Annotated in this window: 15 protein-coding genes; 2 read left to right on the forward strand and 13 right to left on the reverse strand. The window is 58.0% G+C overall.

All coding sequences use genetic code 11. From position 1 onward, the window contains the following. Positions 1-77: 77 nt before the first annotated feature. Complete coding sequence (locus WFM49_RS04840; RefSeq protein ID WP_336972038.1) at positions 78-503, forward strand: nuclear transport factor 2 family protein; 426 nt, start codon at positions 78-80, stop codon at positions 501-503. Positions 504-598: 95 nt separating this feature from the next. Here the strand turns inward: WFM49_RS04840 and WFM49_RS04845 are convergent, their stop codons facing one another. The 11 genes from WFM49_RS04845 to WFM49_RS04895 all read right to left on the reverse strand — a co-directional run bounded on the left by WFM49_RS04845 (position 599) and on the right by WFM49_RS04895 (position 11,338). After that, complete coding sequence (locus tag WFM49_RS04845) at positions 599-1,564, reverse strand: DUF3325 domain-containing protein (RefSeq protein WP_336972040.1); 966 nt, start codon at positions 1,562-1,564, stop codon at positions 599-601. Beyond that, positions 1,561-1,857 carry a DUF3649 domain-containing protein gene (locus tag WFM49_RS04850; RefSeq protein WP_257113222.1) on the reverse strand — a complete coding sequence of 99 codons (297 nt, stop codon included), beginning with the start codon at positions 1,855-1,857 and terminating at the stop codon, positions 1,561-1,563. The genes WFM49_RS04845 and WFM49_RS04850 overlap by 4 nt, the downstream gene beginning before the upstream one ends. Next, a complete protein-coding gene (locus WFM49_RS04855; protein ID WP_336972046.1) occupies positions 1,854-3,515 on the reverse strand; it encodes a PepSY-associated TM helix domain-containing protein in 1,662 nt (553 codons plus the stop codon). The genes WFM49_RS04850 and WFM49_RS04855 overlap by 4 nt, the downstream gene beginning before the upstream one ends. A gap of 581 nt (positions 3,516-4,096) precedes the next feature. Then, on the reverse strand, positions 4,097-5,458 hold the full coding sequence (locus WFM49_RS04860) for an SLC13 family permease (protein WP_009461047.1): 1,362 nt from the start codon (positions 5,456-5,458) through the stop codon (positions 4,097-4,099). 283 nt (positions 5,459-5,741) lie between these two features. After that, positions 5,742-6,224, reverse strand: coding sequence for an isochorismatase family protein (locus WFM49_RS04865; RefSeq protein WP_009461046.1), 483 nt, complete (start codon positions 6,222-6,224; stop codon positions 5,742-5,744). Positions 6,225-6,321: 97 nt separating this feature from the next. Next, positions 6,322-7,326, reverse strand: coding sequence for a YeeE/YedE family protein (locus WFM49_RS04870; protein ID WP_336972049.1), 1,005 nt, complete (start codon positions 7,324-7,326; stop codon positions 6,322-6,324). 36 nt (positions 7,327-7,362) lie between these two features. After that, entirely contained in the window at positions 7,363-8,658 is a 1,296-nt protein-coding gene (locus WFM49_RS04875) for an NAD(P)/FAD-dependent oxidoreductase (RefSeq protein ID WP_336972052.1), read from the reverse strand. Between the two features lie 2 nt (positions 8,659-8,660). Beyond that, complete coding sequence (locus WFM49_RS04880) at positions 8,661-9,014, reverse strand: c-type cytochrome (RefSeq protein ID WP_052159242.1); 354 nt, start codon at positions 9,012-9,014, stop codon at positions 8,661-8,663. Between the two features lie 165 nt (positions 9,015-9,179). Continuing rightward, the gene (gene soxZ, locus WFM49_RS04885) at positions 9,180-9,506 is read right to left on the reverse strand and encodes a thiosulfate oxidation carrier complex protein SoxZ (RefSeq protein ID WP_009461038.1); all 327 of its coding nucleotides are present in this window, start codon (positions 9,504-9,506) and stop codon (positions 9,180-9,182) included. A 13-nt stretch (positions 9,507-9,519) separates the two neighbouring features. After that, on the reverse strand, positions 9,520-10,023 hold the full coding sequence (locus tag WFM49_RS04890; protein ID WP_336972056.1) for a thiosulfate oxidation carrier protein SoxY: 504 nt from the start codon (positions 10,021-10,023) through the stop codon (positions 9,520-9,522). Further along, positions 10,010-11,338, reverse strand: coding sequence for an FAD-dependent oxidoreductase (locus WFM49_RS04895; RefSeq protein ID WP_324576230.1), 1,329 nt, complete (start codon positions 11,336-11,338; stop codon positions 10,010-10,012). The genes WFM49_RS04890 and WFM49_RS04895 overlap by 14 nt, the downstream gene beginning before the upstream one ends. 404 nt (positions 11,339-11,742) lie before the next feature. On the opposite strand from WFM49_RS04895, the gene WFM49_RS04900 reads away from it, so the two are divergent. Beyond that, positions 11,743-11,952 carry a cold-shock protein gene (locus WFM49_RS04900; RefSeq protein WP_009461028.1) on the forward strand — a complete coding sequence of 70 codons (210 nt, stop codon included), beginning with the start codon at positions 11,743-11,745 and terminating at the stop codon, positions 11,950-11,952. A gap of 93 nt (positions 11,953-12,045) precedes the next feature. Here the strand turns inward: WFM49_RS04900 and WFM49_RS04905 are convergent, their stop codons facing one another. Further along, complete coding sequence (locus WFM49_RS04905; RefSeq protein ID WP_254499516.1) at positions 12,046-13,398, reverse strand: ATP-binding protein; 1,353 nt, start codon at positions 13,396-13,398, stop codon at positions 12,046-12,048. A gap of 12 nt (positions 13,399-13,410) precedes the next feature. Then, positions 13,411-14,073 (reverse strand): response regulator, encoded by a 663-nt coding sequence (locus WFM49_RS04910; RefSeq protein WP_021446792.1) that lies wholly within the window; start codon positions 14,071-14,073, stop codon positions 13,411-13,413. Positions 14,074-14,209: the final 136 nt, after the last annotated feature.

Below are 14,209 nucleotides of genomic sequence, written 5' to 3' on the forward strand. Positions count from 1 at the left end.
AGGTGTTTTTTTATAGTAAATGTGAGAAATATCGGTGGCGTGGCGGCTTGTGTCAGGTGTAGGATTTTGTCTGGTTTATGAAGAATTGTGTTGACGATTCTGACGCTGAATATCACTCCCAAGTCCCCCACATTCACGTGCCTCATTCCCTTGAATCCTTGATCCTGTCTCTTGAAGAGCGCCTGTTTGAGCGTGCCACTCGTCAGGATGTGGCGGCGCTTGGCGCTTTACTGGCCGACGAGTTTGTAGAGTTCGGAGCCAGAGGCGCGGCGTGGGGTAGAGCAGAAGTGCTAGGCGATCTGCCTGAACAGGATTTTGTGCAGCGCCACCTCAGCAACTTCAAGCTGACCATCCTGTCAGAGGATGTCGTCCTGGCGACTTATGTGTGTGAGGTATCAGGTGATGAAAAGCCGAAGCAATCCTTGCGCAGCTCCATCTGGAAGCAGAGTCAGGGGCGTTGGCAGATGGTGTTTCATCAAGGAACCCGCGTTGCCCAGGAATAAAAAAGGGTCGGGATTTGAATGGCCCACCAAAGCGTGAATTGTTGTTCAACACTCGGGGGGCGGTTCAATCTTGGCCCTTTCTATTCGGGTCGCGCTTACGGCTGTTGCTGGATGAATGCCGCCGTCATCGGGGATACCTGGTGGAAATCAAAAGCCTGATGGTAGATCTCTCCACTCTTGGCTTCCACGGTTAGCCATAGTTGATGTTCCAGTTCGCTATCGGGCGGAATGACGATTTCTACCGCTCGTGTCCAGCGCGTGTTGCTGAAAGCTTGACGGGGCGCAGGCATAGGCTCGGGCTTGCTCACTTGCAGATAGGCGCGGCGTATATGTGGGTCGCAGGCCTGGCAAAAGCGAATCTGAAATGCTTTGCGATGAGCGCCGGTGGGCCCGCTGATGGGGGCTTTGTTATTCGTCTCAGCCAGAGCAAACGACCAGGGGCCAATCTGACCTTGCAGGGCATGGTTGCCAAATACAGGCTCGGGGCCTTGTTGCGCCAGATAAATCATGAAGGCGGCAGGGATGGCCAAAAGGCCGCTGGCAAAAACCAGGCTGCGTGTGGAAAACCGTGATGCTGTAGGCGCCACTCCAGCGTGAGTTGGCTCTGTACGTGTAGCCCCAGCGCTAGTTGAAGCAGCGCTTGAATTTGCCGCCGCCACTCCATTTTTCCCAGCTATAGCGTCACTTGATGTCGATGCAGTGTTGCCCGCTCCAACCGCTTTAGGCGCTGCCTTCGCAACTGGTGCAGGTTTGGCCCGCACAGGTTTCTTTTCCTGCCAAGGCCACCAGGGCAAGTAAAAGGTCAACCCGGCACCGGCTATGGTCAGCCAACCCAGCCAGGCAACGGTGCCCATGCTCCAGCCCCAGCCTTGCCAGCATAGAGCTAACGCCACAGCCAGCAAGGGCCAGCCGAGCAGACGAAAGATCCGCCTTTCCTTCTCGCTGGGCGTGCGATGCAGCAGGAATTCTCCCTGGCGATCACTGGCCAAAGCCAGGCAGATAAAGCCCGCCAGGCTGATGATAAAAACGGCCAGATTCAGCCACAGACTGGTATTGCTCATGGCTGCACTCCTGCAGGCATCAACAGAACGCTCAGCAAGGCGATCAAAGCCGTCGGTAGAACCATGCCCACCCAAGCGCGAGTGGCACTTTTGGTGCTGAACACCCACATGACGGCGACGGTGTACCAGACAAAGCTCAACATATTCGCTGCCAGAACGGCCTGGGCTTTAGGCAGAGGCCAGAGCAAAGTCAGCAATACCGTGGCAGCGGCTGCCAGGGCGTAGCCGCCGACAGTGGCCGCCACAATGCGCGAGAGCACTTGCAGGCGGTAGCGGGAAGTCAGTCCACTCATCCGTTCACTCCCGCAGTTTGCAAGCTGGCCGGGGCAGCGGCTTTTTTAGGCAGGCTGGCAATGTGCCATTTGCGTTTCATTTTGATGGCGATATAGACAAAGATGGTGGCCAGGCCAAACATGGTCAGGTCAAAGCCTGCCAGGCCCCAGTCACCATGGATGACGGTGACACCCAGGTGACGGTCGGTCGTCAGCAGGTTCAGGACAGGAATCAAGGCGTAGGCGGAGGCTGTCAGGTACAGCAGCTCCAGCCAGGCGCGCTTCAAGGGTCGCCAGGAGGCATACAGGAAGGACCAGCCCCAGACCAGGAACAGAGCATGAAACTCCCAGGCGGCGCGGTCGGCCATATTCACAGGCAAAAGGCGGTTGGCCCAGAAGTAGGCCGCCAGCCCCAAGGGCAAACCGGCCAGAGTGCCGGCATTCAGGATTTCTACTAAACGCAGGCCAGCGGCATCAAAACGCTCGGATGCGCTAGGCGGGGTGGCTTTGGCCATGCGCTTTTGATGCTGGGTGCGACGCTTTACCGTCCACAGCACCAGACCTGTCCCAATGACGGCGCAGCCCAGCAAGCCTGAAATAAAGTACAGCCAGCGCAACCACCATTCGGCAAACACACCTTCATGCAGGGCCAGTAGCACGCGGTGAGTGTCTCCGGTGACATTGCTATTGTCCTCCGGCTCCATGAGGCTGCCATCAGAGGCGTTAAAGCGCAGGGTCTCGGCACGGGTCCAGTACACGCCCGTGACGCCGGTGCGACGCAGTTCTACATAGGTTTGGCTATCTGCCGGGTGGGTAATCTGCACCGAGGCAATGCTGTTCTTGCCCCAGGCTTGTTCTGCGCTGTGCATCATCTCGCCCAGGGGAGCCTGCGGCATGCTCACGGGCAGGAAGTCGCGTTTTTGCTGACGAATATCCTGGAAGTAAGCCTGCCGTCCTTCTTCTGTCGCGCCATACATGACTTCTCGTCCGGTCGGCATGTAGACGGACATGAAAAAAATCAGGCCCGTATAGGTAATCATCAGGAAAAAGGGCAGGGACATGACGCTGACGATATTGTGTGCGTCCAGCCAGGAACGCTGGCCCTTGCCGGGTCTGAAGGTGAAGAAGTCGGTAAAGATTTTCTTGTGAGTTACCACGCCCGTAATCACGGCCAGCAGCATCAGCATGGTACAGATACCGACCAGCCAGATAGCGACCGGATAGGGGAGGTAGTGCAAGGCGTAATGCATGCGGTACAGGCCGGTGCCACCAGCAGTTGCGCGGGGTTCCACTTCCGGCTGAATCTGGCCGGTGACAGGGTCCAGTTCTTCTCCTCCGCGACGGCCGCGTTGACCGGGCTGGGGCATTTCTTCCCAGGCGATGGACAGCCCTTGCGTGGCACGCGGGTTCAGGGCTTGATGCGGCAGGGTAATGGTCCAGGCTTTGGACTCTGCCGGGGCATGCGCTTGCAACTGCGCCAGGGCCTGATCCAGCATCTGGCTGGATTGCTCGGGCAGGACTTGCATGGGCAAGGGGCGCTCCGGCTCCATCCAGCGAGTGATTTCATCGTCCACATAGCCAGCCGTGCCGGTGACGAAGACGAAAAACAGGATCCAGCCCACCACCAGACCGACCCAGGTATGCAGCCATGCCATACATTGGCGAAATGACTCTTTCACGCTGACGCGCCTCCTACTACAACACCGTCTCCGGATGCTGGATTGATGATCATTAAACCGAGAAAAGCCGTGCTTGTTTGGCAACGGTAGGTGACGGATTGAGTCCGCTATTCTTGTACGCTGCGCTCATCACGCAAGCTTCGCTTTTCAGTAAGCAAGTTCTTGGTGACAGAGAGGGGAAGAGGGCATCAGGCTTGAAACAACGGCAGAATAATAGCAATCATTCTCATTTCGGTGTTGGGAATTTCCAGCTTTCAAGGCTTTATTCAGAAATTAATGCGGCGCCATAGCTGTTTTGGCGTTTTCCATAGGGAAAAACGCGGTTGAGAGGGAGGCGGGGCGATGAGCTGGTGAGACTCGGGCGGGAATAAGTCTTGTCGGTTCCGGGCTGAGGGCTGAACGCCGGGATGAGGCAGGAGGGAATATGCCTTGCAGGCATTCCACGCCACTCGCAAATCTTATGGTCTATGGAGTTGGACCAGAGAGTGTTAACTGCCGGTTGATGAGGTCAGAATTCCCATCAAAAAGGCCCCGGCTAGCAAAGTGCCGGGGCCAGCTGGATTTCTGCTTCGCCGGGAGTTTTAGAGCACCACAAACAGCAGCCAGACGACGACCGGGGCAATAACCGTGACGGCAGCACCGTACAGCAGCAGCTGACGGAAGAAGGCATCACGCGACACTCCCTGGGCATTGGCCAGTACCAGTGCGCCATTGGTGGAGAAGGGGCTGACGTCCACAATGGTGGAGGATACGGCCATAGCCGCAATAAAGCCCACCGGCCCCACGCCGCCATCGCCTTGCAGAAAGGGCACCGCCAGCGGAATCAGCGAACCCAGCACGGCGGTGGAGGAGGCAAACGCCGACACGACCGCGCCCACAAAAAGCAGCAGCAAGGCCGCCATCAAGGGAGAGGTCAGCTGGGCAACACTATGGCCGACAAAATCAATCGTGCCCATGGATTCCATCACGCCCACATAGGTGCTGACACCCACAATCAGCATGATTTCAGGCCAGGACACTTGGCCCAGTGCGCGTTTTTGCAGATTGGGGGCCATCAAGGTCAGTACCAGACCGATGGTGATCGAGGTAAAGCCAATATCCTGTTTGAAAAACAAAGTCAGCACGGCCAGGATGAACAGGCCGACCAAGGTAAGAACGCGATACCAGTGGGGGGCCTCGTTGGCACCATTACCGGCTTCGACCAGGGCATCGGGGCTTTTCCGGGCGGTCTTGCGCTCTTCACCAAAGGCTTCGGCTTCAGCGTCGCCAAACACTTGCGGACCACCCGAGCCATGGGCCACGCGGGCAACGTTTACGTCAGCCGAACTTAAGTCCACTTTCTGACGCATCAGCTTCAAACCGCCCATCCACACGAATAGCAAAATGGACACGGCCAGGTTGATGCTCAGGCTGGCCATCATGGTGGCCATTTCATTCAAGGGCAAACCGGCGGCGCTGACCACACGGTTGGTGATGCCACCGTAAATACTGATGGGGGAGAAGCCGCCCCCTTGGGCGCCGTGAATCACCAGCAAACCCATCAAGAGCGGGTTGATGCCGTACTGGCGGGCAAAGCCCAGCGCAATCGGGGCAATGATGGCAACGGCGGCCGGGCTGACGGCACCCACAGCGGTCAATGCGGCCGTGATCAGAAACATGATCCATGGAATGGCGGCGATGCGGCCACGCACGGCTCGCACGGCCATGCTGACCAGCCAGTTGATGGTGCCATTGTTTTGAGCCAGCGCGAACAAATAGGTAATACCGGCCAGTGTTAGAAACAGGTCAGCCGGAAAGCCGCCCATGATTTCCTTGGCGCCCATGCCCGCCACCAGCGTACCCACCAGAAAAGCGCCTACAAAAGCAATCAGCCCCATATTGATGGGTAGGGCGGTCGCCAGTACGAACATGCCTCCTAAAACGGCAATGGATAGCCAATGCATATGTCTCGTCTCCTTGTAATTGAACCTTTTGCAGGTTTCTGGAAACGACCATATCAGTGGCGGTATAGGGCTATCAATAAAGCTTATGGGTGAATGATTACGCTAAACGTAATGATTAATCAGGGGCGCGATGGTTGAATGTTCAATCAGCATTTGTCTGATGCAGCAGAGAGAACAGGGGGGCGGATTTGATGAGCGGTTCGCTGCAGCGTAGTGGCTTGACGCGTGTGGGCGCTACCTTTGGGTTGCTGAGCCAAGTCCGTTTGCCCGCCCATGCGCGTGATTACTGCCGGTCCAGTTCAGCCAGTAGTTCGCTGCTGTGGATCGTGCGCCCGAAGTGATGTTTCCACAATTTGATACCCAGCTCGCCGGAGCGATCCAGGGACGAGCCAACCGTCAGATCCGTAATCAGGGTGGGGTGCAGCCCGGCATCAAACAAGGCAAACCCGGCAGCCAGCACGCAGGTATCGGTTTGAATGCCGCAGACCAGAATGCGATCAGCCTGACATTGCTGCAAATATTCCATTGCAGCGGGGCTGGGGGCGTAGCCGTGCTTGATGAAGATTTGTTTGGCATCGACCAGGCAGCGATCGCTGCGCGGCGGACACCAGCCTAGCTGACTGGAAAAAGGGGTTTGAGACTCGTCGTGCAGTTCAATCAAGGCCGCGCAAGGCAGGCGGGTGCTCAGGGCGTTAATGCCGTCGATCAGCCATGGGGGCGGTGAAAAGCAGCTTTGCACATCGACAACAAGGAGGATCTGTCGCATTGCAGTGGGCTCGGTAAGAGTGCTTCAGCGAATGTCAGGCGGAGCTCGCCTGGGCCTTCTGAAGCACCGTCAATCAAGCCCTTATTGAAACACGGAGTCAGGCGCTTGGGCGGGTCCAGGTCAGACGTGCACCGACGATAATGCCCAGCACCGCCAGCAAGGAGGTGGCCGACAAGGTGGACAAGCCGCTTAAGCCCTGGCCTATGGTGCAGCCCAGGGCCAGCACGCCACCTACGCCCATCAAGGTACCGCCTGCCATGGAGCGCAGCATGTGGCGGGGCGACTTAAAACCTTCCAGCTTCCAGCGGCGACGCAGCAGGGCGCTCAGCAAGGAGCCGGCCACCACACCCACCACAATCATGATGGTAAAGCGCGGGCTCATGCCGGTGGAGATCATGGCGTATTGAATGCTTTCCCCAATCGGGGCGACAAAGCTTAGCGAGCTGACGGGTAAAGGCTCGAAGGGATCATCGCCCAGCCAGCCGGTAGTCAGCCAGCCTGCCACAATCAGCAGCCCTACAAATGCTCCAGCCAGCAGATCATTCAGGCGTTGACCGTCCTGTCGGCGCAGCAAGGCAAAAGCGATCAGGGCGGCGACGAGGATGGCAGTCACCATAGAGCGGACGGGACCCTCGGACAGGGTCACCGCGGGCAGGGTGATACTGCTGGCTTGGGCAATGCTCATGCGCAGCGGCGCCAGCAGGCCCGTCAAGGTGACATAGGCGGCGATACCCAGACAAAGCACGACGACAAAGGAGCGCAGATTTCCCTGTCCCAACAGAACCAGAGCTCGGGCGCCGCAGCCATTAGCCAGGGTCATGCCTGCCCCAAAGAGCACACCTCCAAGCGGCACCAGCAGCCAGGAGAAAGTGGGGTTCAGGTACAGGACCTTGTCCAGACTGATCAGCCCGTAGCCCGCCGCCAGTTGTGTCCCGGCCAGGGCGACGGCCAGCGCCAGGGCAAAGCCCTGAAGCTTGTAGCCGCTACGCCCGGACCAGCGCTCGGTCAAGCCACGATAAAAGCAAAAACCACTGAGCTGGCCACTAATGCCAAAGAGCAGGCCAATGGCCAAGCTGACCCACAGTACAAGTTCTGTATTCATCATGTGCGCTGGATGTTAGGACCGGGTTGGAACCACTTAGCCTTTGGTGCCCCAGATGTCGCGACTGATCGCGGCATACCAGGCCTCGCCATACTGGGCTTCCTGCTTGCGAAAGGCCGGGCTGGCTTCTTTAGGGCTGACCCCGCCGGACGCTTCAGCCAGCTTGTCATCGGCAAAGGCGTACAAGTGCCCCACAGAAATGCCATAGTCGGGAGCGATCAAACTGTAGCAGGTATTGCTCAGTGTGGCCTGTGGCGCAGGCTTGCCGCTCAAGGCATTAATGATGGCAGCCGCTGCCAGCTTGGCTTGCGTATTGGCAGAGAAACCGGACTTGGGCATGGGTGAGGCAATGGTGGCATCGCCCACCACGTAGATGTCCTTGACCTGCTCGGACTCGAAGGTATGCGGGTCAATTGGCACCCAGCCGCTGGCGTTGGTGACACCGGCCTGTTCGGCAATGGCTCCGGCTTTTTGTGGCGGGATCACGTTCAGCACATCGGCTTTGTGGATCTCGCCAAACTCGGTTTCCACGCTCAGCTTGGCGGCATCCACGCGAGTGACTTTGCCGTCTTTGGAGAAGGGCACCCATTCGATCATGTCACCATAGACTTGTTTCCAGCCATCCTGGAACAGGCCCTGTTTGGAGAAGCTGTCTTTGGCATCCAGAATCAGGATCTTGGACTTGGGTTTGTTCTGCTTGAAGTAGTGAGCCACCATGCTGACGCGCTCGTAAGGGCCGGGCGGACAGCGGAAGGGGTTTTCGGGGGCTACCATAATGAAGGTGCCGCCGTCGGGCATGGCATCCAGCTGACTTTTCAGCAAACGGGTTTGATCGCCCGCTTTCCAGGCGTGCGGGGCCAGCAAGGAAGCGGCTTCGTCATAGCCTTCCAGCGTGTTCCAGCGAAAATCAATACCGGGTGAGAGCAGCAGCTTGTCGTAAGACAGCTTCTGGCCCTTGGCCAAGGTCAGGGTTTTGGCCTGGGAGTCGACCGCAGTGGCCAGGTCGTGAATGACATCGATACCGGCTGCGCGCAAATCATCAAAGCCGTGGCCTTGCTGTTCAAAACGGCGCAAACCGGCCAGATACAGATTGGTGAACGGGCAGGTGTAAAAGGTGGTGGCCGGTTCAATCAAGGTGACTTTCAGGGATGGATCACCGCGCTTCAAGTAACGGGCAGCGGTTGCACCGCCAAAGCCGCCACCGACCACAACGACATGGGCCGAGCTGCTGCGCGCGTACACAGGCAGGGTGCTCAAGGCCAGACCAGCCATACTGGTTTTACCGACACGGCTCAGCCACTGGCGACGGGAGGAGTTCAAGGGTGTGCTCATTCTTAACGTCCTTCCGCAACGCTGCGAGGGGTGGAGGAGACTGCAGAGAAATAACGTGCCAGGGCTTCCAGATCCGCATCCTGGTAGCCTTTGACCAGGCGACTCATGATGGTGGTGCCAGCCGGAGGCGTATCGGAGGCAAAGGCGCGCAGTTGCTCCAGCAACACCGCTTCGGGGCGGCCAGCCAGCGAGGGAATGATGGTCGTGGAACGCCCATCCGGGCCGTGACAGTTCGCACAGGAGCTGGCCACTGTTTTGATGTCCAGCGTGGAGCTGGCCCAGGCCGGTGCGGTGGCACTGCTGGCCACGAGCAAGGCGGGGGCAAAAAGGAGACGACCTACCAGAGAGAGGGACATGGGCATTCTTCTTGTCAGTGTGCATCGTTGTAGGAAAGGACGCTCAGCGTAGCATTCCCCTTACGCCCACCTTGTATGACTATATAGAACACTGTTATGAACTCAGCGCCCGTTAAGGGCGCTGAATGGGGCAGGTCAGGGGGCCGGGCTGGAATTGGTCCGCAATCAGTCGCTGATGCTCAGCTCCGTCTGGCCGGTAATGACAGCGCCTTGATCGTCCGTCCAGCTCATTTCCAGAGCGCCGGAACGTCGTGCGACAAAGGTAAATTCAATGTACGGGTTTTGGGAAATCGCGGTTTCCGGCTGCCAGTTGAACAAGGGCTCGCCGTTAAAGGTGGCCTTGAATTCGTGGATGATGTTGCGCGGTACAACCTGGCCTTCCTTGCTCAGGCGCAGACCGCTTTCCATGCGGTGTTCGACCAGGGCGCGCACGCGCACAATGTCGCCCGCCTTGGGCTTGGCATTGCTGATCCAGATACGTGGTTTACTCATGAGTGTCCCTTGTTTACATGCCGCAGCCGCCAGCAGTCACCGTGATGTGATGCTGGGCGCTCAGGACGCGGCCATCGCTTAACCGTGCCAGGGCGCGGATGGTTTGGGTTTCAATCAGGCGCAGGCGAACTGCGACTTCTGTTGTTCCGGCCAGGGCGGTGAAGTTGAAGCGGCAGGCCAGCGGATGCGGGTTGCCCTGGGCCAGAATGATCAGTTCCTGGCAGTACACATCGTCGCTCGCGGGCGAGTCCAGCACCACTTTGACGGGCACTGCGGCGGGGTTGTCGCCCAGAGCGGGCATATCCAGCTTCATGCCTTTTTCTTCTGGGCTGACGCCTTTCAGGAACTCGTCCACAATGGCTTGGACCTGGGCCGCAGTGGCCGGTTTCAGCAATTGATCAAAGGCAACTTGCGCATGCAGATTGATGGGTAGCCACGCGGCACCCAGTCCGGCGGCACTGCCCAGCACAAGCTGGCGGCGGCGGACAAAACGGGAAGGAAGTTTAGAGGAAGTCATTGAAACGGGTCTTGATCCACTGGAAGTCTTCTTGAACAAGGTCGGAGGTACGGACATCCATATCGATCTGGGTTTGCAGAACCTTGCCGCTTGCGTCCAGCTCGTATTCAAACTTGACCGAGATTTCTTCTTGCGGATCTCCGTTGACCATCATGTAGCAAAGATTATCCGGCAGCACGGGCACGACTTCCTTGCCCGCGATACGTTCGGCCAGGTTTCGGGAAACAATTTTGGCTACGGCGTGTGCCACGTGGGCGCTCTTGGGGTAGTGGCCGAACTGGTCGGAAATAAAGCCCATGGAGTCCCCCACCACGTAGACATTGTCGTCGTCGCGGGCAGTGAACAGGCGTGGGTCAATATTGGCCCAGCCCGTGGGTTTGCCATCGGGGCCTGTACCGACCAGGCCTGCGTTCCAGACCATATCGGCGGCCTGGTGCGGGGGCATCAGCACCGCGTCGTCAAACTCAAAATCGCCGGCGGTGGTCTTGATGTGCTTCTTGAAGGGATCGACCTCACGCACTCGGGCATTGGGGACGTGGGTGATGATGTCCGGGTACAACTCCTGGAAGGCTGCGCGGTATCCCTCGCCAATCGGGGCAATGGTGGGCTTGGGATCCAGAATGATGATCTTGCCTGGAATCCTGTTGGTCTTGATATGCCAGGCCATCAAACAGGCGCGCTCGTAGGGCGAGGGTGGGCAGCGATGCGGTGGCGGGGGCAGCGTCATCACAATGGTGCCGCCCTTGAAAGCTTTGAGCTTGTTCTTCAAGGCAAACATCTCGGCATTCGGGATGTAGGCGTTGGGAAAGTGCTGGCGGGTGTATTCCGCCGCGTAGGTGTCATTGCCAAACCAGGCATCGTAGGCATTGCGTATGCCGCCCGACAGGATCAGGTAGTCGTACTCCAGCGCGCCTTGCGTCGTGCGCACGGTTTTCTTGTCGCGCTCGATGGCGGTGACTTCGGCATGAACCAGGCTGTAGCCGTACTTGATGGAGGGCGCCAGCATGTCGTGGTTCAGGAAATCCGTGTTGACGATGTCAATCAGCCACTTGTTGCTCATGGGGCCGGACCAGAACGTGGGGTTGCGCTCGATCAACACCACTTGTGCCTGGGGCACCAGTTTGGACAGGTGCTTGGCGGCCGTCATTCCGCCCCAGCCGCCCCCACAAATGACAATGCGCGGGCCTTTGGTGTGGCGCGGCAGGATTTGGCTGGTGTTGGTGATGATGGCGGGGGCAGACTGGCTGGTGGAGGGCAGAACCAGGGTTCCAAATGCGGCAGCCGGCGTGGCCAGCAGGAAGTTTCTACGATTCATTGTATGTTCCTCGTGATCATGACATGACACACGTCAATCAGGATAAGTAGACCGCTAAGTGCGAGCCAGTATAGCCAAGAGTGCTTTGATTGCGTGGGGATTTTTTATCGGCTGAAGTGAGTTGTTCAGGCCTCAAATACCGTTTGGCGCTGAAATGGCGGCGTTTTTCCCCGGGCGTTCTTGTGTGGGGGATGGCAGGGGTAGTTGGCCCGGACGCGGTGCGCAGCGGCATCCCGGATGCAAGGGCGGGGCTAGACAAACAGGATGGACAGGCTCAGGAAACAACAGAATTTCCGGATTTTTACAATTAAAAAGTAACGGAGCTATCTTTGTGGACGCAATCGGAGGATAGTTCAGGGAGAGAAAATTTTTTTCTCTGATCGTCATTACATTTAGGACTTATTTTGAAGACAGAAATTGGTATTGTGAAGTGGTTCAACAGCGAAAAAGGCTTCGGATTCATCGTGCCGGAGAACGGCGGCAAGGATCTCTTCGCACACCACAGTGAAATTCAGGGAACCGGGTTCAAAACTCTGGAAGAGAACCAACGCGTTTCCTTCATCGAAGGTGCAGGCCAAAAAGGCCCATGCGCAACTAAAATCCAAATTCTTTGATGATGGGCTTGCCTGAAACAGGCAAGCACCGCGTCAAACAGAAAAGGCCGGACCCTGATGGGCTCCGGCCTTTTTTTATTGCGTGGCTTGGTTTCAGCTGCCCTGGTCGGCAAGGGGCACGGTCAGACGCGCTTCCAGTCCGCCACTTTTGCGATTCAGCAGCTCCAGCGTTCCGCCATGCTGGGTGGCGATAGCGTTCACAATCGACAAGCCCAAGCCATAGCCCGCCTGTTGTTGCGAGCCGCGCCAAAAACGGTTCATGGCCAGATCCCGTTCGCTGTCGCTTAATCCGGGACCGTGGTCCAGCACGCTGAGACGCAGATAGCCCGGCTCTCCTGCTTCAATCCGCAAGCTGATCGGTTGCTGGGCTTTGGTATAGCGCAAGGCATTGTCGATCAGGTTCTGTACGGCCACTGTCAGCAGGGATTTCTCAATCTGCACCGGGCCGGGTTTGCTGCGTATATCCAGCGTGATCTGGTCTATGGTGCCGCCGTAGATGGCTTTAAGGGCATGCAGGGCAGCGTATACCGCCTCGTCGGCCTGGCTACTTTCCATTCGGGCGCTTTGCCCGTCCAGCCGTGCCAACTCCAGCAGCCGCTGCAAAATGTTCTGTAGCTGTTGTACGCCCTGGTCTGCCTGGCTCAAGGCCGTATCCAGCGTGTTGCGTTCTCCAGGACGTTGGGCAGCCAGATGGGCAACTTGAATATGGGTTTTGATTCCGGTAAGGGGTGTACGCAGTTCGTGGGCGGCGCTGTCGGTAAAGCGGCGTTCGCGCATGATGGCGGCTTGTTGCCGCTCCAGCAGTTCTTCAAGGGTTCGCAGCAAGGGTTGCAGCTCAACCGGGACTTTGACCTTGGGCAGTGGGCTGTCGTCCCCGGGACGACGGCGCGACAGCATGTCCCGAATCCGCTCCAGGGGAGCCAGGCCGTGACCGATACCAACCCACAAAAGCAGCAGGCTACCAAACAAGGCCACGACAAAGGGCAGGCCAGCCGAAAGCATGATTTCCCGTACCAGTGCTTCGCGTATTTCTATGCTGTCGGCGGCGGCAATCTGAATATGGCCTTCGCGCAGCACAAAGGTGCGCCAGCGCTTGCCACCATGCACGTGCGTGCCAAAGCCCAAAGCCACTTGTGACATATCCGGGCTACCCGCAGTTCGGCTGACCGCCTGAATTTCTACTTCGCTGCGCACCACACTGATTTCGCAAGCCACGCCATCGCGGGCAATGATGTCCAGGGGACGCTCCGCGGATTGGGCCAGCTCCTGCAAGTTTGGAAATTGGGCAACCAGTCCAGCCACCATGCGGGCCGATGCTGCCAATCGGCTATCCAGCGCTTCACGCAAGGAGTGGCGTGCATCCATCAGCATCCAGGTGGCGACCGCACTCCAGAGCACGGTCAGGGAAATGCCGATAACCAGCAGCAATCTAAGGCGTAGGCTCATGGTGTGAAATACCTAACCGGCAGGCCCCAGTTTGTAGCCCAGGCCCCGCACGGTCTCGACAATATTGCTGCCCAGCTTGCGGCGCAAATGGTAGATGTGCACATTGATGGCATTGCTTTCCAGATCCTGATCGTAGCCGTAGACGCTGTCGCACAGTTGTTCGGCACTCAGGATGGTGTGCGGTTTGCTGAGCAGGGCACGCAGCAAGGAGAGCTCACGTCGCGCCAGACTGACTGGCTTGCCGTCCAGGGTGACATGGCCGGTGGAGGCACAGAAACTGAGTCGCCCATATTCAATGCAATCTGTTTCGTGGCCCGCTACACGTCGTGTCAGGACATGCAGGCGTGCCAGCAGCTCGTCCAGGTCAAAAGGTTTGATGACATAGTCATCGCCCCCACCCAGTAGCCCTTCAACCCGGTGATGCAGGGCGTCGCGAGCCGTCAGAATCAGAATGGGCAGTTTGCGGCCTTGTTCGCGCCAGCGACGCAGCAGGGTCAGCCCGTCCTGATCAGGCAAACCCAGATCCAGAATACAGACATCAAAGTGCGACGACAGCAAGGCCGTGTCGGCCAGGCTGGCCGTGCCCACGTGGTCCACGGTCAGCCCATGCAGTCGCAAGCCCGCCACAATTCCGCTGGCGACGAGCGCATCATCTTCAACAAGTAAAACGTGCATTCTCCCCCCCTGTGGTAAATGCGGCTTGTGCAGGCAAAGCCTGATGGTTATTACGTTTCGGCGTTTATGTTAGCAGCCTTGAGGGCAGGGGCGAGAGGGAAAGTTCTCTTAATTTGGCCTTAATCCTGATCCTCTA

The organism is Alcaligenes sp. PF14 (assembly GCF_037150615.1).
In the GTDB taxonomy this organism is placed as follows: Bacteria; Pseudomonadota; Gammaproteobacteria; order Burkholderiales; family Burkholderiaceae_B; genus Alcaligenes; species Alcaligenes phenolicus.